Below are 25079 nucleotides of genomic sequence, written 5' to 3'. Positions count from 1 at the left end.
GGAAGCTAAGCCTTTCAGCGCCGATGGTACTGCAGGGGGGACCCTGTGGGAGAGTAGGACGCCGCCGAACAATCATTGTGGGAAAGCCCCGCACCGTCATGGTGCGGGGCTTTTCTGCGTTCACGGGCCGGTCGGGTGACCCTGCGCCGGGGTGGGCACGGCGGAACCCGTCCGGCATCCGATTCCTCCGTAATGTGGAGGTATGGGCTACGACCTTGTCATCTTCGACAACGACGGTGTGCTGGTGGACAGCGAGCCGCTCGCCAACAGCGTCCTCGCCGCGTACCTGACCGAGCTGGGGCATCCGACCACCTACGAGGAGTCGGTCCGCGACTACATGGGCGCCGCCGTGCACCGGGTGCACGACCTGGTCCAGGAGCGGACCGGGGAGCGGCTGCCCGCCGACTTCGACGAGACGCTGCACGCGCGGACCTGCGCCGCGTTCGAGCAGGAGCTGAAGCCCGTTCCCGGAGTGGAGGCGGTCCTCGGGGCGCTGACCGCCCACGGGATCGGCTACTGCCTGGCCTCCTCCGGCAGTCACGAGCGGATCCGCGTGGCGCACCGGGTGGCCGGCCTCGACGGGTGGTTCGAAGAGGAGTGGATCTTCAGCGCGGAGGACGTGGGCCAGGGCAAGCCGGCACCCGACCTCTACCTGCACGCCGCACGGCAGATGGGCGTCGAGCCGGCGCGGTGCGTCGTCATCGAGGACAGCCCCCGCGGGATCGAGGCCGCCGCGGCCGCCGGGATGGACGTGTACGGATACACCGCGCTGCTGCCCGCGGACCGGCTCCCCGGAGCCACCGGCTACTTCGGCGACATGATGCAGCTCCCGCTGATCCTGCAACTGCCCGTGTGATCTCTCTACCCACGGGTAGCTCCGGGGCCTACGCTGACCCGCCATGACGGATGATGTGCGGCTGCGGCGCGGCCGCGGCGCCCTGGGGTTCAGCTTCTTCGTGCAGGGCGTCACCTTCGCCCTGCTCGTCACCCGGATCCCGGCCATCCAGGACCGGTACGGGATATCCGACGGACTGCTGCCCGTCTTCCTCGCCGCGGTCCCGGTCCTCGCGGGTGTGGCCAGTGTCGGTACCGAGCACCTGGTCAAGCGGGTCGCGCCCGGCGTCGTCCTGCGGTGGGCCCAGCCGCTGGTCCTGCTGTCCCTGCTGGGGGTGGGCGCCGGGGAGAAGCTGTGGCACGTGGCGGTGGCCCTGGGGGCGTTCGGGCTGTCGGTGGGTGCGCTGGACGCCTCGATGAACATGCTCGGGGTCAGCCTGCAGCGGGCGTACGGGCGCAGCATCATGCTGGGCTTCCACGCCGCGTACAGCCTGGGCGGGATCCTGGGGGCGTCGGCGGCCTGGTACGGGGCGCACGCGCGCCTGGGGCTGTTCGTCAGCTACCTGCCGGCCGTGGCCGTGCTGGCGCCGCTCGTGCTGCTCGGCAGCCGGTACTACGTCGACCGGACGGACGGGGCGGACCGCAAGGGGCCGGCGGGTGCGCCGGAGAAGGGGCTGGGGGCCGGTGGGTTCCGGCTGCTGCTGCCGCTCTGCCTGGTGATGGCGTGCGCGTACATCGGGGACTCGACCGTCGCGAACTGGAGTGCCAAGTACCTCCAGGACGTGCTGGGGAGCTCGGAGCAGACGGCTACCGTCCCCTACAACGTCTACATGGTGACGACCCTCGTGGGGCGGGCTGTGGGGGACCTGGGGGTGAGGCGGTTCGGGGCCGTGGCCGTGGTGCGCTGCGGGACCCTGCTCGCCGCGGCGGGGTTCGCCGTGGTGGCGGCCGCGCCGGGGGTGGGGGCGGGGATGCTCGGCTTCACGCTGCTGGGGGTCGGGCTGTGCGTGATCGTGCCGCAGACCTTCGCGGCTGCGGGGCGGCTGTTCCCCGGGGCGTCCGACACGGCGGTGGCGCGGCTGAACATCTTCAACTACGTGGGATTCCTCATCGGGGCGCCGCTCGTCGGCGCGATCGGCGACGCCTGGACCTACCGGGGCGCGATGCTGGTGCCGATGCTCCTGGTCCTGATCACGCTGTTCCATGCCCGCTCGTTCGGGCCGCGGGAGGCCCGATACGGTGTCGACCATGAGCGGCGAGCCGGTGACCGGGCTGTTGATGTGGGACGAGGCGGTAGCGGGGTATGACTTCGGACCGGGCCATCCGATGGACCCGGTGCGCCTGGCGTTGACCATGGGCCTGGTGCGCGCCTTCGGGCTGGACCGGGAGATGGAGGTGCGGGCGGCCCGGCCGGCCGGGGACTCGACGCTGAGGCTCGTCCACCGGGAGGACTACGTCGCCGCGGTGCGCCGGGTGTCGGCCGACCCGGGTGCCGCCGACGGGTCGTACGGGCTGGGCACGGTGGACGATCCGGCCTTCCGCGGGATGCACGAGGCGTCCGCGCTGATCGCCGGGCAGTCCGTGGCGGGTGCGGAGGCGGTCTGGCGCGGGGAGGCCGGGCACGCCGTGAACTTCGCCGGGGGGCTGCACCACGCCATGCCGGGCGGCGCGGCCGGTTTCTGCGTGTACAACGACGCGTCGCTGGCCATCGCCCGGCTGCTGGAGCTGGGTGCGGAACGGGTCGCGTACGTGGACGTGGACGTCCACCACGGGGACGGTGTGCAGGCCGCCTTCTGGGACGACCCGCGGGTGCTGACGATCTCGCTGCACGAGCATCCGCGGACGCTGTTCCCGCAGACCGGCTGGCCGGAGGAGACCGGGGGCCCGGCGGCGGAGGGGTCGGCGGTGAACGTGGCGCTGCCGGCCGGCACCGGGGACGAGGGGTGGCTGCGGGCGTTCCACGCGACGGTACCGGAGCTGCTGGCGGACTTCCGGCCGCAGGTGCTGGTGACCCAGCACGGGGCCGACACGCATTTCGAGGACCCCCTCGCGCACCTGGCGGTGTCCCTGGACGCCCAGCGGGCCGTGCAGGAGGCCTGTCACGAGCTGGCGCACGAGCACGCGGACGGGCGGTGGCTGGCGCTGGGCGGCGGCGGGTACGCGGTGGTGGACGTCGTGCCGCGGTCGTGGACGCATCTGGTGGCGATCGCCGCGCACCGGCCGGTGGATCCGCAGACGGCGGTCCCGGCTTCGTGGCGCGACGAGGTGTACGCGCGGACGCGGCAGTTGGCGCCGGGGCGGATGACGGACGGGCGGAGCCCGTCGTGGCGGGACTGGGAGGCGGGCTACGACCCGGCGGACCGGACGGATCAGGCCGTTCTCGCCACCCGGAGGGCGGTCTTCCCGTTGCGCGGCATGCTGACCTGAGTGCCGGTGCGGACGTTGATGCATCGTTACGCCAACTGTGGGGCTGTTCGCCGGAATTGATGACCCGACAGGTGGGGTGGGGGGAGCATCGGAGGGTGTTGAGCACCGGCGCGTTACGTGCGCATCTGCTGGCCGCCCGGTTGGCCGGGCCCGTCGCCACTTCCCGGGAGGAGAGCCTGCGCAGCTACCGGCTGTTCGCGGCGCGGGATCCGCGGGTGCTGCTGGGGCTGGATCCCGAGTGGGGCTGGGGCGAGGGTGACCTGCTGAGGCTGATGGCGGACAAGTGCGGTGTCTCGGCGGACCCTTCGCACGTCAGCGGGCCGGACGTGATCGATCCGGAGCGGACGGTGGCCGCGTTGGAGGCGTTCGCGGGCCGGCTCGGCGAGGCGGCGAGGGCGGGGTCGCACGTGCTGTTCGGGACGGGGCATCCGCACCGGCTCCTGGGCTTCTACGCCGGTTTGGCCGAGGCGATGTCGGCGGCGGGATGTGTTGTCCTCACCCCGGCGCAGGGGGCATGTGTCGACATGGCGACCCGGTTCGGCGTACGCACGCACTGCATCGCCTACGTACGGGGGGTCGCACTGGTGCGGGAGCCCGGCGTGCGGGCGCCGGGGAGTGCGACCGGCGTGCACAGTCATTCACCCCTGCCGGTTCGGGTGGCTCTGGCGGCCCTGGCGGAGGCCGGCGGGCCGCTGCCGGACCTGGTGGTGGGGGACCACGGATGGGTCTGCGGTGCAGGTCAGCTCGGCGTGGAGGCGATCGGACTGGCTGACACCGATGATCCGGCGCTGTTCGTGGGGGAGGCGGAGGGGCGGGTGTCGGTGGCCGTTCCGCTTGATGACGCGGTGCGATCGGACTACTACCATCCGCTTGCTCGGTACGTGCTGGGCCGGGCGAGTCTGACGGGGCGACAGGAGTGGCCGTAGCTCCTCTTCCCCACTCGTATCACGCGCCCCTACTCTGGGGAGTGAGCGTGCGACGACGAGGAGTAACCGGAGGGGAAGCCGGTGCCCGTCATGCGCGGAAGGTCAAGGTGTGTCATGGCTGCTGGCGAGAGGCCTCTCAGTGAGGTTCAGTTCCTGACCGTGGCGGAGGTCGCCTCGGTGATGCGAGTGTCGAAGATGACCGTGTACCGGCTGGTGCACAACGGTCATCTGCCCGCGATCCGGGTGGGCCGGTCCTTCCGGGTCCCCGAGAACGCGGTTCACGAGTACCTCCGAGAGTCCTATGTGGGGGTGGAGTCGGCCTGAGACGGACGGACCCTGACTCCTTCGTGACCCCTGGGAAGCACTCGGATTACGGGCTCGGAGCTCGGGCGGGTAGGCTAGGCCGACGTAGGTCGTGTGGGCCCAGACGCCCCGCACCAGTGAAGAGAAGTGAGCGAGGGTAGTCGTGGGCTCTGTTATCAAGAAGCGGCGCAAGCGGATGGCCAAGAAGAAGCACCGCAAGCTGCTCAAGCGCACCCGCGTCCAGCGCCGTAACAAGAAGTAAACGGCAGCTGTACGTGTTCTCCGCAGCCCCTCCACCATCCTTGGTGGAGGGGCTGCGGTGCAGCCGGGTACTTCTTCGAGGGAGGCGCTGAGCTCGTGGGGAAGGTCGTGCTCGTCACCGGGGCTGCCCGGCAGCTGGGCGGCCGCTTCGTGCGCCGGATCCAGCGCGACCCGGAGGTCGAGCGGGTGATCGCGGTGGACGCCGCGACGCCGCCGCACCGGCTGGGGTCGGCGGAGTTCGTCCGTACGGACATCAGGCAGTCGTCGATCGCCAGGGTCCTGGCCGAGCACGCCGTGGACACGGTGGTCCATCTGGCGGTCACGGGAGGCCGGCCCGTCGGGGGCGGCGCGTACAGCGCCGTCAAGGAGACCAACGTCATCGGGACGATGCAGCTCCTCGGGGCCTGCCAGAAGTCCCCGACGGTGCGTCGGCTCGTGGTGAAGTCCAGTACCAGCGTGTACGGGGGCACGCCGCGGGATCCGGCCGTCTTCACGGAGACCACGCCGCCGAAGTCGCTGCCGTCGGGCGGCTTCGCCAAGGACGCCGCGGAGGTCGAGGGCTACGTACGGGGCTTCGCGCGTCGGCGGCCGGACGTCGCGGTGTGCGTGCTGCGGTTCGCGAACATCCTGGGGCCCTTCGCCGACTCGGCGCTGGCCGAGTACTTCTCGATGCCGGTCATGCCGACCGTCCTGGGCTACGACCCGCGGCTGCAGTTCGTGCACGAGGACGACGTGCTGGAGGTGCTGCGGCTGGCCGCGCAGGAACCCCGGCGCGGGACGCTGAACAGCGGGACCTTCAACATCGCGGGTGACGGCGTACTGCTGCTGTCGCAGTGCTCGCGGCGGCTGGGACGGCCCACGCTGCCGCTGCTGCTGCCCGCGCTCACCTGGGCGGGGTCCGCGCTGCGGGCGGTCGGGGCCACCGACTTCTCGCCCGAGCAGATGAGGCTGCTCACGCACGGCCGGGTCGTGGAGACCACGCAGATGCGCGAGGTCCTCGGTTTTGAGCCGCTCTACACGACCACCGAGACCTTCGCGGACTTCGCGCGGAGCCGCGGCAGCGGACTGCTGCCGCCCGAGCGGGTCGGACGGGCCGTGGACCGGGTGGCGGCCATGCTGGACGCGGACGGCCTGCGGGACGCCGTCGACACGGTTGAAGGAGCGCAGCGATAGTGGCGGACGCCAAGGTCATCCCGTTCGACGAGGACCGGTCGCGCCGGCGGATGCCCCGCCGGGTGCGGGCCGTGCCGGCGCCCGAGCCTGTGGAGCCGGAGCAGGCCGCTCCTGCGCCCGAGCCGGCGGACGCGCCCGCGGGGCGCGGCGACGGCTGGGACCGGCGGATCGCCGGGGGGCTGGCGTTCCTGCGCCGGCGGATCACCGGGGAGTACGAGGTCGACGACTTCGGCTACGACAAGGAGCTGACGGACCAGGTCCTGATGTCCCTGATGCGGCCGCTGTACGACAAGTACTTCCGGGTCGAGGTCAAGGGCATCGAGAACATCCCCGCGCAGGGCGGTGCGCTGATCGTGGCGAACCACTCCGGGACGCTGCCGCTGGACGGGCTGATGCTGCAGGTGGCCGTGCACGACCACCACCCGGCGGAGCGTCACCTGCGGCTGCTGGCGGCGGACCTGGTCTTCATGCTGCCGGTGGTGAACGAACTCGCCCGCAAGGCGGGGCACACGCTGGCGTGCGCGGAGGACGCGCAGCGGCTGCTGGAGGCCGGGGAACTGGTCGGTGTCATGCCGGAGGGCTTCAAGGGGATAGGGAAGCCGTTCGGGGACCGGTACAAGCTCCAGCGTTTCGGGCGGGGCGGGTTCGTGTCGACGGCGCTGAGGGCGGGCACGCCGATCGTGCCCTGCTCGATCGTCGGGGCGGAGGAGATCTACCCCATGGTCGGGAACGCGAAGACGCTGGCGCGGCTGCTGGGTGTCCCGTACTTCCCGATCACACCCACGTTCCCGTGGCTGGGGCCGCTGGGGGCGGTGCCGCTCCCGACGAAGTGGACGATCCAGTTCGGTGAGCCGATCCCGACCGACGGGTACGCCGCGGAGGCGGCGGAGGACCCCATGCTGATGTTCAACCTGACGGACCAGGTACGGGAGCAGATCCAGCACACGCTCTACAAGCTGCTGGTGCAGCGGAGATCCGTCTTCTTCTGAACGCGCTTCGACGGTGGTGGGCCGGAGCACCTCCCGGCCCACCACCGCTTGCGCCTTCTGTTATTCCGCGTCCTCTGCGCTGAGGCCCAGGCCCGGGAGGAGACCGGGGAGCAGGGGCGGGAGGGTGATCTCCGGCTTCGGGCTCCCCGAGGTGCCCGCCGGGGGCTGCGCCGACTGGCCCGTGGGCGGGTTGAGCAGATCGCCCGTGCCGCCGAGGAGGCCGCCGTCGGCCGGCGGCCGGGTGCTGCCCGAGGGGGACGGCGCGGGGCTGCTGCCGGACGGCGTGCCGTCGGCGGGGGCGGAGTGCTTGGCGCCGCTGGACGCGTCCGGCTTGGCGGGGGAGCCCGACGAGCCGCTGCCGCGGGTCTGCTCGGGTGGCTTGGGGAGCAGGCTCTGGAGCGGCGCCACGTCTTCGTCTATGGCCTGGAAGACCGAGTCCACTTCGCCGCCGACGTCGGTGAGCTGCACGGGGAGCTTCTCGCGCAGCTTGCCCCAGGTGTCGCGGTGGGAGCGGGAGAACGACGACAGCGTCTGGATCGGGCCGAGGGATCCGTCCCGGTCGTACGCGGCCTGGAGCAGGCGGTGGCCCTCCTCCGCGTCGTGCTTGACGCCGGAGAGCGCCCGGCGGATCGCGCCCAGGGACTCGTGGTCCAGGGTGCCGGTCCGGCCGCGCTCCATGAGCCGACGGGCTTCCGACAGACGGTTGGAGGCCCGGTCGAGGTAGAGCTCGCCGCGCTCCGCGTCGTCGTCGGCCATGCCCAGCTTGAGGTCCTCCATGCCCCGCTTCACGGGGTAGAGGTGGTCACCGGGCAGGGCGTCGGAACTGGCAGCGGCCACTCCGCTGAAGGCCCCTGCGGCCACACCCACGGTGAGGCCGCCCGCTGCGATGCCCTTGGACCAGCGGGAGCGGGGCCGCAATTTCCGGAGCGAGGTCGCCCGGTGGGCGCCGCGGCCGGTCCGCTGCTCGGGCACCTGAGGGTCCGAGGCGGCACCGCCCCCGGCCCTCTCCTCCAGCACCATGGCCTCCATGGCGGCAACGAGCTGGGCTCGCTGCACCACTTTGACCTCGGGGTCCAGCGCTGGGCGCGGCATCCGTTCGCCGAGCACGCTCGCCAGGGCCAACAACCGGTCGTGGTCAGCAGATTCGGCAGGTGCCTCGGACTGCTCGGCCGCCGGGTCCGGTTCCGAAAGGTCGGATGGGCTCCGATCCTCCAGGGCCTGGGCGAAGGCGTTCGCCCGCCGGTGCGGGGTCACGTTCGCGATCACTGGCGGCACCTCCTCTCGTCATGACGATCGACTCCCCAAGGTGTCCGGAAGGTTGCCTTCCTTGAGCACGTCCACACTTTCGAGTGAGCGGCTTCGGGCAGGGCGTGTCCACAGGGAGCCTGCATTCCGCACAACGAGCGTCGCGGCAGTTGGGTTACGGACGAAGGATGATCGGACCACAGCGTCATCGAGGGGTCACCGAATGTGAGGTCGGGGAGGTTGTCTGGACGAGTCCGTCAGCGGGCGTCTTCGGGGAGGAGGCGGGCCAGGGTGCGGACCGCCCGGTACTGGAGCGTCTTGATGGCGCCCTCGTTCTTCCCCATCACCCGGGCCGTCTCGGCGACCGAGAGGCCCTGCAGGAAGCGCAGGGTCACGCACTCCTGCTGCTGCGGATTCAGTTTCCGTACGGCCTCCAGCAGGGCCGCGTTGGAAAGGGACTCCAGGACGGAGTCCTCGGGGCTGCGCTCCACCTCGTTGGCGTCGAGCATCTCCCCGGTGGTGACCTCCAGCCTGAAGCGGCTGGACTTGAAGTGGTCCGCCACCAGGTTGCGGGCGATCGTCACGAGCCAGGCGCCGAAGTCGCGGCCCTGCCAGGTGAAGGTGGAGATGCGGCGCAGGGCGCGCAGGAAGGTCTCGCTGGTGAGATCCTCCGCGGTCGCCTTGCCGCCGACGCGGTAGTAGATGTAGCGGTAGACCGTGTCGCTGTACTGGTCGTACAGGCGGCCGAAGGCCTCGGCCTCTCCGGCCTGGGCGCGCTCGACCAGGTCCATCATGCGGGCCTGGTCGCTGTCCGCCAGGGGGCGGCGGGGGGCGGCCTGGGTGCTCGTGCCGGCCGCGCCGTTCGAGCCCCCGGCGGCCGAGCGGCCTCGTCTGCCCACGGTCGCCCCGCCGTCGGTCAGGGCGTAGCAGGGACCGGCCGGGCCGAGGCCGGCAGGAACCGCGGCGGCGAAGGCGGGGGCGGTGTACGCGGTGGGGACGAAGCCGCGCAGGTGGTCGAGGACCGTCGCGCGCAGCTGAGCCAGGCCCGAGGCGTCAACCCCGACAGGTGGGTACACGGGACTCCCAGAGGCAGAGCTTCCATCACGTGCAGTGCGGGGCCGTTCACCCGTCGTGGCGACAGGTGACCGGTGGCATGCGTCTGAGGAGAATAACGCTTCGTACAGGCAGCGCTACACCCAGTTGCGCAAATCACCGGTTCCGACACTTCTGTTGCGTGTCGAGGGCATATTCGGTCGCAGTTGATGATCGTTTCTTGATCGCTTGGGTGCGCGGAATGGACGCTTCCAAGGGGGTGCGCGACCGAGTCGGGCAGTACGGAGTGCCGCGCCCGGGGCGCGGGTAGGGGTGAGCGAATGTCCGTGGCCGGGGCGGACGGTGGCGAGGGCGGTCGCGGGCGCGGTGTGGCCTGGGCCTGGGTCCGGAGCCGCTACTTGCGGCGCCGGTGCAGGGCGATGGCGGCGGCCGCGCCGCCCGCGATCGCGCCGACTCCGGCGGCTGCCGGGACGCCCACCTTCACAGCCTTGCGGCCGGTCCGATAGTCGCGCAGCCGCCAGTCGTTGATCCGGGCATGCTTGCGCAGTTTTGTGTCGGGATTGATCGCGTACGGATGTCCGACCAGCGACAGCATCGGGATGTCGTTGTGCGAATCGCTGTAGGCGGCGCAGCGTTCGAGTTCGAGGCCCTCGGCGGCGGCCAGGGCGCGCACCGCCTCGGCCTTGGCGGGGCCGTGCAGCGGCTCGCCGACCAGGCGGCCGGTGTAGACGCCGTCGACGGATTCGGCGACGGTGCCCAGGGCGCCGGTGAGGCCCAGCCTGCGGGCGATGATGGTGGCGGTCTCCACGGGTGCAGCGGTGACCAGCCACACCTTCTGTCCGGCGTCGAGGTGGGCCTGGGCCAGGGCGCGGGTGCCCGGCCAGATCCGCTCGGCCATGTACTCGTCGTAGATCTCCTCGCCGATGGTCATGAGTTCGGAGACCTTGTGGCCCTTGACGATGGACAGGGCGCTGTCGCGGGCGTCCTGCATGTGCTCGGGGTCCTCGACGCCGGCGAGCCGGAACCAGGCCTGCTGCCAGGCGAAGCGGGCGAGTTCGCGGCGCCGGAAGAACTCGCGCTTGTAGAGGCCGCGGCCGAAGTGGAAGATCGCGGCGCCCTGCATGACGGTGTTGTCGAGGTCGAAGAAGGCGGCGGCGAGGTCGTCGCCGGCGACCGGGAAGACCGGCTCCGCGGGACCTCCGACCGGTTCCGCGGCTTCGAGGAGCTCGGCGTCGGCTTCGTCGGTCTCGGCCTCTTCGGGCCCGGTCAGTGCGGTCTTGCGGGCGGCTTCGGCCGAGGCCTCCCCGGCCAGCACGCTACGTGCGGTGGCGGAGCGCCTGCGAGGGGTGAGCCATCCGGGAGCGGCCATGACGCGAGCATAGCCACTGTGTTCGGGAGTTCCCGAACCGATGGGAAACGGAGGCGTTAACTCTTCGCGTCGGCGGGCGGGCGGGCGGACGGGCGGACGGGCGGAAGGGGCGGGCGGAACGGGCGGGCGGCGGGGGCGCGGGAGAATGAGGGCATGAGCCCTTTGTTGCGCCGTAAAGAGAAGAAGAGTCCCGGCGAGCGCCTGGTGACGCTCATCGGGAAGCCGGGGTGCCACCTGTGTGACGAAGCCGAGCAGGTCGTCGCGAAGGTCTGCGCCGAAACCGGGGCGCAATGGGAGAAGAGGGACATTTCACAGGATGCGGAGCTCTACCGGCTGCACTGGGAGCAGATTCCGGTGGTCCTGGTTGACGGCGAACAGCACACCTTCTGGAGGGTGAACCCGGACCGGCTCCGGCGGGCGTTGGGGGCCTGACCCTCTTCCCGGTTACCATCATGGGCGATTTGTGGGGTCTGGGGGCGTATCTGTGAGGAGTGTGCACGGTTTTGCCCCCTTTGGTATTTGAACGGGTTCGGCGTGCCGTCGGTTCCGGGATTGCGTGCCGATGTCGCGTGACCCCGGTCACTTTGGTCGGACAAAGCGGACACAATCTTTGTGCACGCGTTCACAAAGGCATAGCCTGCTGTCGACGGGGCGGTCCTGGGACACGAGGCCGCCTGCAGCCCCGCTCATCCCGCAGGAGCATCGTGGCAACTGGCCGAACTCACCGACCGGCGACCCGCAGCCGAGGTATTCCCGAGGCCACTGTCGCCCGGCTTCCGCTGTACTTGCGTGCCCTGACCGCGCTCTCCGAGCGATCGGTCCCCACGGTGTCCTCCGAGGAGCTCGCGGCCGCCGCCGGAGTCAACTCCGCCAAGCTGCGCAAGGACTTCTCCTACCTGGGTTCCTACGGCACCCGCGGCGTCGGCTACGACGTCGAGTACCTCGTCTACCAGATCTCCCGTGAGCTCGGCCTGACCCAGGACTGGCCGGTAGTGATCGTCGGCATCGGTAACCTCGGCGCCGCACTCGCCAACTACGGCGGATTCTCCGCGCGCGGGTTCCGCGTGGCCGCGCTGATCGACGCCGACCCGGCGATGGCCGGCAAGCCGGTCGCCGGCATGGCCGTCCAGCACACCGACGACCTCGAAAAGATCATCGAGGAGAACGGCGTCTCGATCGGCGTCATCGCGACGCCCGCCGGCGCCGCCCAGCAGGTCAGCGAGCGGCTGATCGCGGCCGGGGTCACCTCCATCCTGAACTTCGCGCCGACCGTGCTGTCCGTGCCCGACGGCGTGGACGTGCGCAAGGTCGACCTCTCCATCGAGCTCCAGATCCTCGCCTTCCACGAGCAGCGCAAGGCCGGCGAGGAGGCCGCCGCGTCCGCCGCCGAGCCCGGCTCCGCCGTGGGCGGCGCCGCACCCGCCGCGGCCGTCGTGCCGCCGGCCGGACGCACCACCGCCGAAGCGCGCAAGGGCGGCCCCGAGGGCGACGTCCCGGCGGTGATGCCGGCATGAGCCTGCTCGTCGTCGGGCTGAGCCACCGCAGCGCACCCGTGAGCGTGCTGGAGCGCGCCTCGCTGTCGGCCGACGCCAAGACCAAGCTGCTGCACGACACCCTCGCCGCCGAACCGGCGACGGAGGCGGCCGTGCTCGCCACGTGCAACCGCATCGAGCTGTACGCGGACGTGGACAAGTTCCACGCCGGCGTCGCCGAGCTGTCCACGCTGCTCGCCCAGCACAGCGGAGTCGCGCTGGAGGAGCTCACCCCGTACCTGTACGTGCACTACGAGGACCGGGCGGTGCACCACCTGTTCTCGGTGGCGTGCGGACTGGACTCCATGGTCGTCGGCGAGGGGCAGATCCTCGGCCAGATCAAGGACGCCCTCGCGCTGGGCCAGGAGCAGCACTCCGCCGGCCGACTGCTCAACGACCTGTTCCAGCAGGCGCTGCGGGTCGGCAAGCGCGCGCACTCGGAGACCGGGATCGACCGCGCCGGCCAGTCGCTGGTGACCTTCGGGCTGGAGCAGCTCGCGGTGTGCACGCCGGTCGCCGAGTGGGCGTCCGGCAAGCGGGCCCTGGTGATCGGCGCCGGATCGATGTCCTCGCTGGCCGCGGCCACCCTCGCCCGGGTCGGCATCGCCGAGATCGCCGTGGCGAACCGTACCGCCGAGCGGGCGGAGCGACTGGCGGAGATTCTGGTTGCCTCAGGCACGGGAGTGCGGGCCTCGGCCATCCCGATGGCCGAGGTCGCCGACGAGCTGACACGAGTCGACGTGGTCGTGTCCTGCACCGGCGCCACCGGGCTCGTACTGACCGCCGACGACGTGCTGGCCGCCGTGTCCTTCGGCGCCGCTGGGCTCGCCCCGGCGGAGCAGGGAGCGACCGGGGCTGCGCCCCAGGCCCACCAGGGGCTCCGCCCCCGGATCCCCGCGCCCCAACAGCAGGCGGGGCTGGACGTGGCCGGGCCGGACGGCCGTGTGCTCGCCCGGCTGGTCGCCGCCGCGGAGGCCGGCGCCCGGCTCGCCGACGCCGGAGCCGCGCGGACCATCAGCGCGCCCGCGGACACCGAGGCCGACGGCTGCCCCGTCGGGCTCGACGGACGCTCCGCGCTGACCGGCGTCGACGCCGGCTCCCTCGAACTGCACGGGACCTGGGCCGACCAGGGCGAGGCCGCCGCACAGCGGCAGCCCCGCCGCAGCGCCCGTCCGCAGGCCCATGCCACCGACGTCCGGCTCGCGCTGCTCGACCTGGCCATGCCCAGGGACATCGACGCGGCCGTGCACCGGATCCCCGGCGTCCGGCTCGTGGACATCGAATCGCTCGCCGAGGCGTCTGCCGACGCCCCGATGGCGGCCGACGTCGACGCCGTACGCGGGATCGTCGCCCAGGAGGTCGCCGCCTTCGGCGCGGCCCAGCGGGCCGCCCACATCACGCCCACCGTCGTGGCCCTGCGGGCCATGGCGGCCGAGGTCGTGGCCATGGAAGTGGCCCGCCTCGACGGGCGGCTCCCCGACCTCGACGAGCGACAGCGCGCCGAAGTCACCCAGACCGTGCGCCGCGTCGTGGACAAGCTCCTCCACGCGCCGACCGTGCGCGTCAAGCAGCTCGCGAGCGAGCCCGGCGGCGCCGGGTACGCCGACGCACTGCGTGAACTCTTCGACCTCGACCCTCAGACGGTTGCTTCCGTCAGCCGGGCGGACGCGGCCGATCCGAAGAACGACGACGACCCAGGACGGGCATCATGAACACACGTCCCGACCAGCCGCTGCGGCTCGGTACGCGGCGGAGCAAGCTGGCCATGTCCCAGTCGGGGCACGTCGCCGACGCGGTCCGGGCGCTCACCGGCCGGCCCGTCGAACTCGTGGAGATCACGACGTACGGCGACGTCTCGCGCGAGCACCTCGCCCAGATCGGCGGGACCGGCGTGTTCGTCACCGCCCTGCGTGACGCACTGCTGCGCGGCGAGGTCGACTTCGCGGTGCACTCGCTGAAGGACCTGCCGACCACGCAGCCCGACGACCTCGTCATCGCGGCCATGCCGCGGCGCGAGGACGCCCGCGACGCGCTCGTCGCCCGCGACGGCCTGACCTTCGAGCAGCTGCCCGACGGCGCCCGCATCGGCACCGGCTCGCCCCGCCGCACCGCCCAGCTCAACCACCTCGCGCGCTCGCTCGGCAAGCGGATCGAGACGGTGCCCATCCGCGGCAACGTCGACACCCGCATCGGCTTCGTGCGCGACGGCGAGCTCGACGCCGTCGTCCTCGCGGCCGCCGGCCTGAACCGGATCGGCCGCGGCGACGAGGCCACCGAACTGCTGTCCGTCGACAGCATCCTCCCCGCCCCCGGCCAGGGAGCCCTGGCCGTGGAGTGCCCCGCGTCCTCCACGGACCTCATCGCCGCGCTCGGCAGGCTCGACGACCCGCACACCCGGGCCGCCGTGACCGCGGAGCGTTCTCTGCTCGCCGCCCTGGAGGCCGGCTGCAGCGCACCCGTGGGCGCGTTCGCCGACCTGCTGGCCGACGGACGGATTGTCAATGAAATGCGCCTGCGCGGCGTCGTCGGAACCCTCGACGGCTCGACGCTGGTGCAGCTGTCCACCACCGGTCCCGTGCCCCAGTCGTACGACGAGGCCATGGCGCTCGGCCGCGAACTCGCGGACGAGATGCTGGCCAAGGGCGCGGCCGGTCTGATGGGGGAGCGATCCCTTTGAACCCCTCAATTCCGACCACCTCCGCGTATCCGGCCGTCGCCGCCCACGGACGCGTCACCTTCCTCGGCGCCGGCCCGGGTGACCCGGGTCTGCTCACGCTGCGCGCCGTCGAGGCGCTCGCCGCCGCCGACGTACTGATCGCGGAACCCGAGGTGCTCGAAGTCGTACGGACGCATGCGCGCGCGGGTGTAGACACGCCGCAGCTGACCGTAGCTGACGAGGTGTCAGCAGCCGCCGGGGTCCCGGTGATCCGGGACGCCGCCAATCTTGTCATGGAGGCCGCGCGCTCCGGCAGGCGGGTCGTGCGTGCCGTCACGGGCGACCCCGGACTCGACGGCAACGCCGCCGACGAGATGCTCGCGTGCGCGACCGAGGGGATCCCCTTCGAGGTGGTGCCCGGCGTCGCGACCGCCGTCGGCGTGCCCGCGTACGCCGGTGTCCCGCTGCGCGACAAGCAGGGCGCGGACGTGCGGTTCGTCGACGCGAAGACCGCGTCGGCGCGCTGCTGGAGCGAGGCCGGGACGAGCGACGGGATCCTCGTCGTCTCCGCGACGCTGGAGACGGCCTCGGCCGCCGCCGCCGAGCTGGTGAGCGCCGGGCGCAAGCCCGACACCCCGCTGACCGTGACGGTGTCCGGCACGACCACGCGTCAGCGGACCTGGTCGGCGACCCTGGGCACGATCGCCCAGGTGTTCAAGCAGGGCAAGGTCCTGCCCTCGCCCGAGGGCTCCCGCCCCGTCATATGCGTGGTGGGCGAGCACGGCGCCGCCGCGCGCCGCGAGGACCTGTCCTGGTTCGAGTCGAAGCCGCTGTTCGGCTGGCGGGTCCTCGTACCGCGGACGAAGGAACAGGCCGCCTCGCTCTCCGACCAGCTGCGTTCCTACGGCGCGGTGCCGCACGAGGTGCCGACGATCGCGGTGGAGCCGCCGCGCACCCCGCAGCAGATGGAGCGCGCGGTCAAGGGCCTGGTGACGGGCCGCTACGAGTGGATCGCCTTCACCTCGGTCAACGCCGTCAAGGCCGTCCGCGAGAAGTTCGAGGAGTACGGGCTCGACGCGCGCGCCTTCGCGGGCATCAAGGTCGCCGCGGTGGGCGAGCAGACCGCGGCCTCGCTGGTGGAGTTCGGCGTGAAGCCGGACCTCGTGCCGAGCGGGGAGCAGTCCGCGGCCGGGCTGCTGGAGGACTGGCCGCCGTACGACCCGGTCTTCGACCCGATCGACCGCGTCTTCCTGCCGCGCGCCGACATCGCCACGGAGACGCTGGTCGCCGGACTGATCGAGCTCGGGTGGGAGGTCGACGACGTCACCGCCTACCGGACCGTGCGCGCGTCGCCGCCGCCGGCGGACACCCGCGAGGCGATCAAGGGCGGCGGCTTCGACGCCGTTCTCTTCACGTCCTCCTCGACCGTCCGCAACCTCGTCGGGATCGCGGGCAAGCCGCACAACGTGACCGTCATCGCCTGTATCGGCCCGGCGACGGCCAAGACCGCGGAGGAGCACGGCCTGCGGGTCGACGTGCTCTCCCCGGAGCCGTCGGTGTCGAAGCTCGCGGAGGCCCTCGCCGAGTACGGTGCGGCACGCCGCGAGGCGGCCAAGGAGGCCGGCGAGGCGGTGTTCCGGCCGAGCGAACGCCGCCCGGGAGCGCGCAGGCGTCGTACGACGTGAGCGGCTTAGCCGGCCGGAGACGGCCTGACGGAACGGGTGAGGGGCCCGGGTGCGGAGGATTGCCGCGCCCGGGCCCCTTCGTCCGTTCCTGCCGCATCGCGGGGAGGGGGGAGGGGCCGGCGCTCACCGCACCGGCGCCTGCCCTGCGACGGGCGGCACGGCATATTCGCTGGTCCGTACCTGCCCCGGCCGCTTGAATGGTGATCTTCGTGGAACGTACACACACACCTACGCACGCTCGGGGGGCCCATGGACCGACTGCCGCTTCTCATACCCGCACTGATCATCCTCTTCTGCCTCGCCGCGGGGGCCGGGACCGTGATCCGGCTGCGCCGCCTCCAGGCCGCCTGGAACGCCGGGATCACCGTCCCCGGGCGCTGCGTGGGGGCGTACGTCGTCACCCGTCGGCGCCAGGGGGCGGGCAGCCACACGTCACGACGCCACGTGTACGAGTTCCCCGGCCCCGATGGCCGCCTCGTACGGTTCGAGGAGACGGGCGGTTCCCCGACGGTCGTGCCTGGCGACACCGTGACCGTCCGCCACCCCGCCGGCCACCCCGACCGGGCCACCGCACTTCCGCCGAGCCACACGCGAGGCCGCGTGGAGGCGGGCTGCGTCCTTGCCTTCCTCGGCCTGATCGCCGCGGCGTGCGCCGTGTTCATGGTGGTGTACGAGACGCAGCTCCGCGAGCCGACCCGGACCGGCTCCCCGTCGAAGCACCAGGAGCCGGCCCCCTTCCCGTCGGTCCCCCGGGGTGGCGCCCCGGAGCTGGACCAGGACGGTTTCCCCTCGCTGGAGCCCTAGGAGCCGGTGACCCAGCGGGTGAGACCCGCCCAGGCGGCGGGGGCGAGGGTGAGGACGGGCCCGTCGGTGACCTTGGAGTCCCGGACGTGCACCTGTGCGGCGGCGCAGGTGCAGGTGCAGGTGGCGACTTCGACGCAGGCGTCGCCTTCATCAGTGCTGTAACTGGACTTGAACCACTTTGACGAGCTGCTCATGACTCTCCCAGTAGCTGGTCCAACAGGGTTTGTGTGTCCGCGACATTGAGGGCCTGGGATCGCAGCATTGCGTACTTCTGGGCCAGGATGCTCACCTCACTGGGGCTGTGTACGGCGATGCTGACGCGCTGGTTTTCGGAATACGCGAGACGATGGTGATCGGGCGTCTCCAACAGGATGAACGAACCTGTGAGACCTGCGTGAGCGGTGAGTCCAAGGGGGAGGACTTGGAGGGAGATCGCTGGACGTTGGGCGCAATCGCGCAGGTGGCGCAGCTGCTCCCGTCGGACGTCGTCACCGCCGAGACGATCGCGCAGCGCTGATTCCGCGACGATGAAACCGAGAGTGGGCGGGATTTCACGGTGCAGGATGTCCTGACGCTTGATGCGGCGCGCCGTCTGGAGTTCGATCTTCTCGTCGCCCATATAGGGGACGCGGCAGCGGAACACCGCGCGGGCGTATTCCTCAGTTTGGAGCAGCCCGGGCACGAGTATGGCGTCGTACCAGGACAGAGCGATCGCCTCGGCTTCGTTGGCGAAGTACTCCTCTGCCCATGGGGGAATCACATCGACCACCGGCATCTCGTTCGCAGCTACCGTCAGCAGGCCCGGCAGGCCGAGGATCCGGTCCATCCTCTCGGCAACGTTCGGCATCAAGGCGCGTCGGCCCTGCTCGATGGAGGCCACGGTCTCCACGTCGATGTGCACAGCTTCGGCGAGGGCACGTTGGGTCATCCCCACGGCGGCTCGGGCGGCGGCGACCTGCGCGCCGACCATCTTCAGCACTGACTGGTTCAGCCGGGATTTCTTACGTGGTGGCATACCGGTGATCTCCCCATAAGCACCAGTGGGATGCAGCTACCAACCCGTACTCATCAAGGAGTACGGGTTACTCGTCTTGCTCACGCTAGTCACACACGGCGACGATCGGCGCGTGAACGTGGAAATCCAACCGGCCCTGCTGCGCGAGCGGTTCTATCCCCGCAGTCGCCAAACCGTGCGTCCGGCCAGGGAGTTCGCGGCAGAAACATTGCACGCGTGGGGTGTCACATGCCGCCACGACGACGTGTTGCTCTGCGTGAGCGAGCTGGCGACCAACGCCCTGCTGCACGGCGTCCCGCCCGGCCGCGGCTACCGGCTGCGGATGGTGCGGTACGAGGGGACCGTACGGGTCGAGGTGCACGACAGCGGCGGCGGCCGGCCGCGCGTAGCGGACCGGGACCCAGGGGCCGAGGGCGGGCGCGGACTGCTGCTGGTGGCGGCGGTCGCGGACCGGTGGGGGACCCTGCCGCGGGTGCCCGGCAAGGTGGTGTGGTGCGAGTTCGCGGTCGGGGAGGGCGGCGCGGGCGGGGAGGAAGGTGAGGGCAGGGCGGTCGGGGCGGGAGGGCCGCCGCACGGGCTCTAGGCTTGTTGCGACTGCTGTCGATGCTCGAAGAGGCGACTGGAACATGAGCACGTACGGATCCTTCCCCGGCGCACGGCCCCGTCGGCTGCGCACCACCCCGGCGATGCGGCGGATGGTCGCGGAGAACCGGCTGCACCCCTCTGACCTGATCCTCCCGGCGTTCGTGCGCGAGGGCATCAGCGAGCCGCTCGCCATCTCCGCCATGCCGGGCGTGGTCCAGCACACCCGGGACACCCTGCGGAAGGCGGCCGTGGAAGCGGTCGAGGCGGGGGTCGCGGGCATCATGCTTTTCGGCGTTCCGGCCGACGAGAACAAGGACGCCCTCGGCACGGCCGGCACCGAGCCGGACGGCATCCTGCAGGTCGCCATCCGCGACGTGAAGGCCGAGGTCGGCGACGACCTGGTGATCATGTCGGACCTGTGCCTGGACGAGTACACCGACCACGGGCACTGCGGCGTCCTGGACGAGCACGGCCGCGTCGACAACGACGCGACGCTGGAACGCTACGCCGAGATGGCGCAGGTCCAGGCGGACGCGGGCGTCCACGTGGTCGGCCCCAGCGGCATGATGGACGGGCAGGTCGGGGTCATCCGCGACGCCCTCGACGAGACCGGGCACGAGGACGTCTCGATCCTCGCCTACACGGCGAAGTACTCCTCCGCCTTCTACGGCCCGTTCCGCGAGGCCGTCGCCTCCTCCCTCCAGGGCGACCGCAAGACGTACCAGCAGGACCCGGCCAACGCCCGCGAGTCCCTGCGGGAGCTCGCGCTCGACCTGGAGGAGGGCGCGGACATGGTCATGGTCAAGCCGGCCGGCCCCTACCTCGACATCCTGTACCGGGTCGCGGAGGCCGTGGACGTACCGGTCGCGGCGTACCAGATCAGCGGCGAGTTCGCGATGATCGAGGCGGCCGCGGAGAAGGGCTGGATCGAGCGGGACCGGGCCATCCTGGAGACCCTGCTCGGCATCAAGCGCGCGGGCGCGGACACGATCCTCACCTACTGGGCGACCGAGGTCGCGGGCTGGCTGCGCAACGCCTGATCGGGGCCTGATCCGTCCCACGGCCAGTCAACGAGGCCGTGGAAGACGATGAAGTCGAGGACGACGGCGGCCGGGGCGATCACGGCCGGCCACACCCTGGCGGCGGCATTGCCCCGCCGCCAGGGCAGCGCCCGCGCGCAGAGCAGCAGGACCAGGACCACCGCCATGCCGATCCCGAAGACGGGGAAGGCGAGGTGGTAGGAGTCGTCGAACCGGTCGCTCACCGCACCCCCGCAGGAGTCGCAGGCCACCGGAGCCAGCCCGACGAAGAAGAACGCGACGGCTGCCATCGGCAGCGTCAGCAGGGTGGAGACGAGCGGCGCGACGAACGCACGCGGATGCCGGTCGGCGCCGGCGCCCGGGGTCGGGGCCGTGGCTCCAGTGAACTCCGCGACGGGACACTGAACATGAGTGCGCGTACTCAGGTGCGCGGCTGTGCGGTCTGTGAACCTCATAGGCATACGTGCGCACTTGGCACGTCGATACCGAGAGGTTCTACATGCAGGCTGAACACCTGTCCGTTGCCGACCAGGCGCCCTGGGAAGGGGCGATCCGGCACCTGTACGAGGACGCGTACTCGTTCATTGCCACCGGCCCGCGCGCGCACGAGGACTGGCGGGCGGACGTGCTCGCCGTCATGGCGCGCGCCGTTCCCGACCCGCGTGGCTGGGCGGGGCTCGACGACACCGCGAGCGAGCGCTCTCAGGAGCACCCGGACTTCCCGTTCTGCCGTCCGTTCGTCGGGGACGAGCCGTCCCGCCCGCTCACCCCGGCCGACATCGGGGAACGGTTGCACGAGATCGACCGTGCGAGTGCCGAGAACCTCCTCCTCGCGCTCACCGACGGCGGCTGCACCCTGCGGAACCTCGAACGGTTCACCGAGAGCTTCGACGAGCTGCAGAACATGGCCCGCACCGTCCTTGCCCGCTACGGGGACACGTTCACGTGCCACACCAACGTCACTGTCGGTGCAGGCAGGGGCCGCACGCTGGACTTCGGGGCGTCCCACTGGGGCTACACCCCGATGACCTCTTGTTGGGAGGACGCCGGCTTGGTCATCGTCTCCGACACAGAGGTCGGGTTGTTCTGGACCTTCGACTGCTGAGCCGAGAGGAGAATCCATGTACCCCCGATCCACCGGTGCCGCCACCTGGGCAGCAGCCCTGCTGAGGCTCCTGGAGGAGGTTTACACCTTCGCTTGGAGCGGGCCTCGGTTGCACGAGGACTGGGCCGAGGACGTCTGCGCCGTCATGGAGCGGTCGGTCGCCGACCCACGGGGGTGGGCCGTCCTGGAAACGCACACGCACAAGGTGGGACGGGAGAGCGGCTATCCCTTTTATCCGTTCCATGCGCTCACCGCCGAGGAATTGCGGGCCGGGCTTCGGCCGATCACGGCCGGCTCCGCCGTCGAGCTGCTCGCCTCGCTTGCGCAGGAGTGGTTTTTCGAGAGCAACCCGGTTTGCCTCCGGGAGGACCGGGACATGGTGCTGGCGGACGCCCGGACCGTGCTGGACCGCTTCGGCCCGGACGCGACGTTCTGGACCTCTTCCCGCCTCGCCCGTACTAGCGACGCGCCCGACTTCCTGGCACAGGACCTCAGAAGCGGCCACCCCTTCACCGGCTACATGATGGACCTCGGCCTGATCGTGGTGTCCGCGGACGAGGTCGGTGTCTTCTGGTCGTTCAACGCGCTGTGAGCGCGGGGCGGTGAATCGGCCGCTACGCGCTCCTCGACGACCGCGTCTGCCTCTCATCTGAGCTGACATGGGCAGACCGGGCGGGCGGAAGGCTGATTCATCGGCCGGTTCGGAAGGCGCGGGCGAGCCGGCCGGAAGCCTGAGTAGCGCAGCGTCCCGTGAGACCGGGTCGGCCATACGCAGCTCCCCGGCTTGCAGCAAGAACCCTGCGGGCCTTGACGTGTCAAGTACGCATGTGGGCCTGTGAGGTTCACGCCGTCTCTGGCCGACACGCCTGGGTACGCGCACTCAGGCGTGCAGTTCGACAATATGCGAACCTCATAGGCAGTACATACGAATTCGGCACGGCAGTGCTGGCGAGGGGTGGACGTGCAGGACAGCGATCTCAGGGTCTCGGAGAACGGCCTCACCCGGCTCGCTGACGACCTGGACCAGATGCAAGGACATCTGGAACGGCAGATCCGCGACATGGACCGGGTGGTCGACAGCATCGCGGCCGGCTGGCAGGGTCCCACCGCTACGGCCTACCGCTCCTTGCATCGGGGAGCGGCCGAGGACGCCGTGCGGATCCGGCAGGTGCTCGCCCTCCTCGAAGAGGCCACCCGGGCCGCTCGTGACGGCTTCACAGCCCAGGAACTGGAGATCTTGGCCGCGTTCAAGCGTGTACAGAGCCAGGAGGACGTGGCGGCGTCTGCCGAGGAATTGACCGTGCCCGACCAGGCTCCAGCGGCTCCGCAGAGCCGTCTGCAGGACATCTGAGAGCAGCGAGGAACAGTCCCACCATGTCGGACGACGACCGTATAACCGTCGATTTCGCCACCCTGCAGCGCCTTTCCGGCGACCTGGAGGAGATCCTCAAGAACCTCAACGAGAAGCTCGACCTGCTTTACGAGCGCACCAAGAAGGCCGTTCTGAGCTGGGACGGCGAGGCCCGGCAGGCCTTCATCGACGAGCTCGACAAATGGGATCGCTCGGCCCAGGACCTCAAAGCCGCGCAGGCCTGGCTCCACGAGGTCGTGGTCACGGGACACCTCAACTACGCCGCGGCGAACAAATCCGTGCTCCAGGGCTGGGGAGGCGGAGCCTGATGGCCGGCCCCACCCCGGGCCCCGGCCCGGCGCAGCCGCCTGCCGGAGGCGGCAACATCGACGTCAAGCCGTCGAGCCTGTGGACCGCCTCCGGCCGGGTCGCCGGACAGCAGGACCCCATGATGCGAGGTGGGAACACACTCGTGCAGGAGCTGCAGAAATACCCGGACGCCGGTGGGGCGGGCACCAGCGCCGAGAAGTTCGCGCAGGCCTACAAGAAGATAGGAAACCGCTGGCTGGAGGTGCTGGGCAAGAGCGTGGTCAGCATCGGCGGTGTCGCCGTCGGCTTCACGGAGACCGCCAACGCCTACACCAAGGCCGATGCGGCGTCCCATCCCAAGCCCGGGAAGGCTGCAGAGCAGCGCCCGCTGCCCACGGTCATCGACAAGGACCCCAAATTCGCCAGCGTCCCCGACATCAAGTGGGGTGACAACGACGGCGGAGACGACCTGATCCGCAGTGCGATGGAGGGCATACCGGAGATCGTCCGGGATGTCTTGCAGCCCGCCGCGAAGAACATCTTCCGTGTCGGCAAAGTGGCGGACGTCTACCCCTACCCGCAGCAGCACTACCTCAACTCGCACTGCCACAGCTGGATGAACGCCTCGACCGTCCCGGGCAACACGGCGGCCGAGCTGACGAACATCATCGGCACCATCACCAACCACGGCCGGGCCGACTGGGAAGCCGCCATGCGGACGTTCTGCAGTGCGCTGTGGGGTGCGACGGACTGGGGTCAGTCCGGGCCCTCCCGGCACGGCTACCAGTGGGCGCACACCACCGGCTCGCACGGGGCACGGGTGGCCACGGGCAGTCAGCCGGTGATGGCCGTCCTGGCCGATGTGGCGATCAAGATCAGCGACTGTCTGCGCGAGTACGCGGAAGCCGCTGTCGAGCTTGACCACGACGTCTTCGAAGAGCTCAAGCGAGCCATGAAGAAGGCCGCCATGAGCATCCTCGACGACTTGGAGAAGGCCAAGGAGAAGCCCAGTCTCAAGACCATCGCGGGCGCGGTCACCAGCGTGGTCGGCGGGGCCGGTGGCGCCATTGGGCTCCTGCTGAAGTTTGACGTCAACACGGTCCTGAACCTGGACAAGGCCAAGCTCAACCGGATCGTGGACAAGTACACCGGCATCGTGGACGGCCTCACCACACGCATGGAAGCGCTGGAGACCGTACTCAACGAGGCGCACCGGAGTGCCCCGACCTTCCAAGCCGGTGTCGCCCGCGCCCACGGCTTCGGCTCCCGGTCGCTCAACGACTTCAAGCACGAGCAGCAGTGGACCGTTCCAGGCTCGAACGGCAACGTGGCTTTCGACCTGGCGGCCAACGAGTACCTCGGCGGCGGTCATACCCTGGACAAGCACGTGGGCAAGACCGACGAGCAGCTCGCGCAGCGCCTGCGTGACCAGGCCAACCCGCACAACTCGTGGCCCGAGGGCAGTAGGCCCACCATCGGCGGTTCGTCAACCTTCAAGACGATCGCGGACGCGCAGCGGTTCACCGAGCAGAACCTCCGGCTGAAGCAGTCCGAGATCGACGCCTGGCTCGCCTCCAACCCGCCTGACCGCGCGAACAAGGCCTTCGTGAGCCAGACGCCCAACGGTGAGGTCAGCGGCAAGTACGTTTCCAAGCAGCCCATGGACAACCAGGACGGGACTCCGGGCAAGATCCCCGGGACGGGTTACAAGGACCACGGACTCAATGCGCCGGCGGTCGATGTCACATGGGTCAAGACCATCCTTAGGTACGATTCCAGCCTCGTTCCCCCGTACATCATCTACACGTCGATGCCCGCGCCTCGACCTACCCAGGGACCCTGATGAACCTCCGCGACAGCACCACCTGGGAAGCAGCGCTGATACGGCTCCTGGAGGAGGTTTACACCTTCGCTTGGAGCGGGCCTCGGTTGCACGAGGACTGGGCCGAGGACGTCTGCGCCGTCATGGAGCGGTCGGTCGCCGACCCACGGGGGTGGGCCGTCCTGGAAACGCACACGCACAAGGTGGGACGGGAGAGCGGCTATCCCTTTTATCCGTTCCATGCGCTCACCGCCGAGGAATTGCGGGCCGGGCTTCGGCCGATCACGGCCGGCTCCGCCGTCGAGCTGCTCGCCTCGCTTGCGCAGGAGTGGTTTTTCGAGAGCAACCCGGTTTGCCTCCGGGAGGACCGGGACATGGTGCTGGCGGACGCCCGGACCGTGCTGGACCGCTTCGGCCCGGATGCGGCGTTCTGGACGTCTTCAGATCTGGCCCGTACCTGCGACGCGCCCGACTTCCTGGCACGGGAGCTCGAAGGCGGCCACCCCTTCACCGGCTACATGATGGACCTCGGCCTGGTCGCGGTGTCCGCGGACGAGGTCGGTGTCTTCTGGTCGTTCAACGCGAATTGAGACAA

General features: G+C 70.7%; 28 protein-coding genes. 22 read left to right on the top strand and 6 right to left on the bottom strand.

The genetic code is table 11. The annotated features are described in order from the left end of the window. Positions 1-202 precede the first annotated feature (202 nt). From ACIPXC_RS11585 to ACIPXC_RS11550, 8 genes are all read left to right on the top strand, one after another. Positions 203-856, top strand: a complete 654-nt coding sequence (locus ACIPXC_RS11585) for an HAD family hydrolase (protein ID WP_401615876.1) — start codon at positions 203-205, stop codon at positions 854-856. Positions 857-899: 43 nt separating this feature from the next. Beyond that, positions 900-2141, top strand: coding sequence for an MFS transporter (locus ACIPXC_RS11580; protein WP_401615875.1), 1242 nt, complete (start codon positions 900-902; stop codon positions 2139-2141). Next, a complete protein-coding gene (locus ACIPXC_RS11575) occupies positions 2113-3261 on the top strand; it encodes an acetoin utilization protein AcuC (RefSeq protein WP_401615894.1) in 1149 nt (382 codons plus the stop codon). Before ACIPXC_RS11580 ends, ACIPXC_RS11575 begins: the two co-directional genes overlap by 29 nt. Positions 3262-3356: 95 nt before the next feature. Then, a complete protein-coding gene (locus ACIPXC_RS11570; RefSeq protein WP_401615874.1) occupies positions 3357-4187 on the top strand; it encodes a phosphatase in 831 nt (276 codons plus the stop codon). Positions 4188-4301: 114 nt separating this feature from the next. Next, positions 4302-4511: a helix-turn-helix domain-containing protein gene (locus ACIPXC_RS11565; RefSeq protein ID WP_008738568.1), complete on the top strand. Its 210-nt coding sequence runs from the start codon at positions 4302-4304 to the stop codon at positions 4509-4511. 142 nt (positions 4512-4653) lie between these two features. Next, entirely contained in the window at positions 4654-4752 is a 99-nt protein-coding gene (locus ACIPXC_RS11560) for a 30S ribosomal protein bS22 (protein WP_003948845.1), read from the top strand. Between the two features lie 95 nt (positions 4753-4847). Next, complete coding sequence (locus ACIPXC_RS11555) at positions 4848-5924, top strand: NAD-dependent epimerase/dehydratase family protein (protein ID WP_401615872.1); 1077 nt, start codon at positions 4848-4850, stop codon at positions 5922-5924. After that, positions 5924-6913 (top strand): lysophospholipid acyltransferase family protein, encoded by a 990-nt coding sequence (locus ACIPXC_RS11550; RefSeq protein ID WP_401615870.1) that lies wholly within the window; start codon positions 5924-5926, stop codon positions 6911-6913. The genes ACIPXC_RS11555 and ACIPXC_RS11550 overlap by 1 nt, the downstream gene beginning before the upstream one ends. Before the next feature lie 60 nt (positions 6914-6973). Here the strand turns inward: ACIPXC_RS11550 and ACIPXC_RS11545 are convergent, their stop codons facing one another. The 3 genes from ACIPXC_RS11545 to ACIPXC_RS11535 form a co-directional block, all read right to left on the bottom strand. Next, positions 6974-8179 (bottom strand): DUF5667 domain-containing protein, encoded by a 1206-nt coding sequence (locus ACIPXC_RS11545; protein WP_401615868.1) that lies wholly within the window; start codon positions 8177-8179, stop codon positions 6974-6976. A 236-nt stretch (positions 8180-8415) separates the two neighbouring features. Further along, the gene (locus ACIPXC_RS11540) at positions 8416-9234 is read right to left on the bottom strand and encodes an ECF subfamily RNA polymerase sigma factor, BldN family (RefSeq protein ID WP_030833467.1); all 819 of its coding nucleotides are present in this window, start codon (positions 9232-9234) and stop codon (positions 8416-8418) included. Between the two features lie 371 nt (positions 9235-9605). After that, positions 9606-10580 (bottom strand): HAD family hydrolase, encoded by a 975-nt coding sequence (locus ACIPXC_RS11535; protein ID WP_401615866.1) that lies wholly within the window; start codon positions 10578-10580, stop codon positions 9606-9608. Between the two features lie 153 nt (positions 10581-10733). On the opposite strand from ACIPXC_RS11535, the gene ACIPXC_RS11530 reads away from it, so the two are divergent. The 6 genes from ACIPXC_RS11530 (at position 10734) to ACIPXC_RS11505 (ending at position 17257) form a co-directional block, all read left to right on the top strand. Further along, positions 10734-11012: a glutaredoxin family protein gene (locus tag ACIPXC_RS11530; RefSeq protein ID WP_401615864.1), complete on the top strand. Its 279-nt coding sequence runs from the start codon at positions 10734-10736 to the stop codon at positions 11010-11012. Between the two features lie 272 nt (positions 11013-11284). Beyond that, positions 11285-12094, top strand: coding sequence for a redox-sensing transcriptional repressor Rex (locus tag ACIPXC_RS11525; RefSeq protein ID WP_401615862.1), 810 nt, complete (start codon positions 11285-11287; stop codon positions 12092-12094). Next, positions 12091-13824 carry a glutamyl-tRNA reductase gene (locus tag ACIPXC_RS11520; protein ID WP_401615860.1) on the top strand — a complete coding sequence of 578 codons (1734 nt, stop codon included), beginning with the start codon at positions 12091-12093 and terminating at the stop codon, positions 13822-13824. The genes ACIPXC_RS11525 and ACIPXC_RS11520 overlap by 4 nt, the downstream gene beginning before the upstream one ends. Next, a complete protein-coding gene (gene hemC, locus ACIPXC_RS11515) occupies positions 13821-14789 on the top strand; it encodes a hydroxymethylbilane synthase (protein WP_401615858.1) in 969 nt (322 codons plus the stop codon). The genes ACIPXC_RS11520 and hemC overlap by 4 nt, the downstream gene beginning before the upstream one ends. Then, positions 14786-16453: a uroporphyrinogen-III synthase gene (locus tag ACIPXC_RS11510; protein ID WP_401615857.1), complete on the top strand. Its 1668-nt coding sequence runs from the start codon at positions 14786-14788 to the stop codon at positions 16451-16453. The genes hemC and ACIPXC_RS11510 overlap by 4 nt, the downstream gene beginning before the upstream one ends. 249 nt (positions 16454-16702) lie before the next feature. Continuing rightward, positions 16703-17257 carry a DUF3592 domain-containing protein gene (locus tag ACIPXC_RS11505; protein WP_401615855.1) on the top strand — a complete coding sequence of 185 codons (555 nt, stop codon included), beginning with the start codon at positions 16703-16705 and terminating at the stop codon, positions 17255-17257. Here the strand turns inward: ACIPXC_RS11505 and ACIPXC_RS11500 are convergent. Beyond that, positions 17254-17451, bottom strand: coding sequence for a DUF397 domain-containing protein (locus tag ACIPXC_RS11500; RefSeq protein WP_401615853.1), 198 nt, complete (start codon positions 17449-17451; stop codon positions 17254-17256). The genes ACIPXC_RS11505 and ACIPXC_RS11500 overlap by 4 nt on opposite strands. After that, complete coding sequence (locus tag ACIPXC_RS11495; RefSeq protein ID WP_401615852.1) at positions 17448-18272, bottom strand: helix-turn-helix transcriptional regulator; 825 nt, start codon at positions 18270-18272, stop codon at positions 17448-17450. The genes ACIPXC_RS11500 and ACIPXC_RS11495 overlap by 4 nt, the downstream gene beginning before the upstream one ends. 25 nt (positions 18273-18297) lie before the next feature. Between ACIPXC_RS11495 and ACIPXC_RS11490 the strand changes: the two genes are divergently transcribed. Next, the gene (locus tag ACIPXC_RS11490; RefSeq protein WP_401615850.1) at positions 18298-18855 is read left to right on the top strand and encodes an ATP-binding protein; all 558 of its coding nucleotides are present in this window, start codon (positions 18298-18300) and stop codon (positions 18853-18855) included. Positions 18856-18898: 43 nt separating this feature from the next. Next, entirely contained in the window at positions 18899-19897 is a 999-nt protein-coding gene (gene hemB, locus ACIPXC_RS11485; protein WP_401615848.1) for a porphobilinogen synthase, read from the top strand. On the opposite strand, the gene ACIPXC_RS11480 is transcribed toward hemB, so the two are convergent. Beyond that, entirely contained in the window at positions 19855-20352 is a 498-nt protein-coding gene (locus tag ACIPXC_RS11480; protein ID WP_401615847.1) for a hypothetical protein, read from the bottom strand. The two genes, hemB and ACIPXC_RS11480, sit on opposite strands and share 43 nt — an antisense overlap. A gap of 44 nt (positions 20353-20396) precedes the next feature. On the opposite strand from ACIPXC_RS11480, the gene ACIPXC_RS11475 reads away from it, so the two are divergent. The 6 genes from ACIPXC_RS11475 (at position 20397) to ACIPXC_RS11450 (ending at position 25074) form a co-directional block, all read left to right on the top strand. Then, positions 20397-21002: a hypothetical protein gene (locus ACIPXC_RS11475; RefSeq protein ID WP_401615846.1), complete on the top strand. Its 606-nt coding sequence runs from the start codon at positions 20397-20399 to the stop codon at positions 21000-21002. 16 nt (positions 21003-21018) lie between these two features. Then, positions 21019-21594 (top strand): hypothetical protein, encoded by a 576-nt coding sequence (locus tag ACIPXC_RS11470; RefSeq protein WP_401615844.1) that lies wholly within the window; start codon positions 21019-21021, stop codon positions 21592-21594. A 369-nt stretch (positions 21595-21963) separates the two neighbouring features. Continuing rightward, positions 21964-22353, top strand: coding sequence for a WXG100 family type VII secretion target (locus ACIPXC_RS11465; RefSeq protein ID WP_401615842.1), 390 nt, complete (start codon positions 21964-21966; stop codon positions 22351-22353). Positions 22354-22376: 23 nt separating this feature from the next. After that, entirely contained in the window at positions 22377-22682 is a 306-nt protein-coding gene (locus ACIPXC_RS11460; protein WP_037918679.1) for a WXG100 family type VII secretion target, read from the top strand. Further along, entirely contained in the window at positions 22682-24505 is a 1824-nt protein-coding gene (locus tag ACIPXC_RS11455) for an RNase A-like domain-containing protein (RefSeq protein ID WP_401615840.1), read from the top strand. The genes ACIPXC_RS11460 and ACIPXC_RS11455 overlap by 1 nt, the downstream gene beginning before the upstream one ends. Beyond that, positions 24505-25074 (top strand): hypothetical protein, encoded by a 570-nt coding sequence (locus ACIPXC_RS11450; RefSeq protein ID WP_401615838.1) that lies wholly within the window; start codon positions 24505-24507, stop codon positions 25072-25074. Before ACIPXC_RS11455 ends, ACIPXC_RS11450 begins: the two co-directional genes overlap by 1 nt. The last annotated feature ends 5 nt before the right edge of the window (positions 25075-25079 follow it).

It is taken from the genome of Streptomyces sp. NPDC090021, assembly GCF_044748225.1.
Classification (GTDB): Bacteria; Actinomycetota; Actinomycetes; order Streptomycetales; family Streptomycetaceae; genus Streptomyces.
The sequence above is the reverse complement of the archived record's forward strand: the minus strand, read 5'-3'. Positions and strand labels throughout refer to the sequence as shown.

Bases quoted from the DNA above. Each gene is read 5' to 3' on its own strand.
- ACIPXC_RS11585 (WP_401615876.1), top strand. From the start codon at position 203: ATGGGCTACGACCTTGTCATCTTCGACAACGACGGTGTGCTGGTGGAC.
- ACIPXC_RS11580 (WP_401615875.1), top strand. From the start codon at position 900: ATGACGGATGATGTGCGGCTGCGGCGCGGCCGCGGCGCCCTGGGGTTC.
- ACIPXC_RS11575 (WP_401615894.1), top strand. From the start codon at position 2,113: ATGTGGGACGAGGCGGTAGCGGGGTATGACTTCGGACCGGGCCATCCG.
- ACIPXC_RS11565 (WP_008738568.1), top strand. From the start codon at position 4,302: ATGGCTGCTGGCGAGAGGCCTCTCAGTGAGGTTCAGTTCCTGACCGTG.
- ACIPXC_RS11535 (WP_401615866.1), bottom strand. From the start codon at position 10,580: ATGGCCGCTCCCGGATGGCTCACCCCTCGCAGGCGCTCCGCCACCGCA.
- ACIPXC_RS11530 (WP_401615864.1), top strand. From the start codon at position 10,734: ATGAGCCCTTTGTTGCGCCGTAAAGAGAAGAAGAGTCCCGGCGAGCGC.
- ACIPXC_RS11520 (WP_401615860.1), top strand. From the start codon at position 12,091: ATGAGCCTGCTCGTCGTCGGGCTGAGCCACCGCAGCGCACCCGTGAGC.
- hemC (WP_401615858.1), top strand. From the start codon at position 13,821: ATGAACACACGTCCCGACCAGCCGCTGCGGCTCGGTACGCGGCGGAGC.
- ACIPXC_RS11505 (WP_401615855.1), top strand. From the start codon at position 16,703: ATGGACCGACTGCCGCTTCTCATACCCGCACTGATCATCCTCTTCTGC.
- ACIPXC_RS11500 (WP_401615853.1), bottom strand. From the start codon at position 17,451: ATGAGCAGCTCGTCAAAGTGGTTCAAGTCCAGTTACAGCACTGATGAA.
- ACIPXC_RS11495 (WP_401615852.1), bottom strand. From the start codon at position 18,272: ATGCCACCACGTAAGAAATCCCGGCTGAACCAGTCAGTGCTGAAGATG.
- hemB (WP_401615848.1), top strand. From the start codon at position 18,899: ATGAGCACGTACGGATCCTTCCCCGGCGCACGGCCCCGTCGGCTGCGC.
- ACIPXC_RS11480 (WP_401615847.1), bottom strand. From the start codon at position 20,352: ATGAGGTTCACAGACCGCACAGCCGCGCACCTGAGTACGCGCACTCAT.
- ACIPXC_RS11475 (WP_401615846.1), top strand. From the start codon at position 20,397: ATGCAGGCTGAACACCTGTCCGTTGCCGACCAGGCGCCCTGGGAAGGG.
- ACIPXC_RS11470 (WP_401615844.1), top strand. From the start codon at position 21,019: ATGTACCCCCGATCCACCGGTGCCGCCACCTGGGCAGCAGCCCTGCTG.
- ACIPXC_RS11460 (WP_037918679.1), top strand. From the start codon at position 22,377: ATGTCGGACGACGACCGTATAACCGTCGATTTCGCCACCCTGCAGCGC.
- ACIPXC_RS11455 (WP_401615840.1), top strand. From the start codon at position 22,682: ATGGCCGGCCCCACCCCGGGCCCCGGCCCGGCGCAGCCGCCTGCCGGA.
- ACIPXC_RS11450 (WP_401615838.1), top strand. From the start codon at position 24,505: ATGAACCTCCGCGACAGCACCACCTGGGAAGCAGCGCTGATACGGCTC.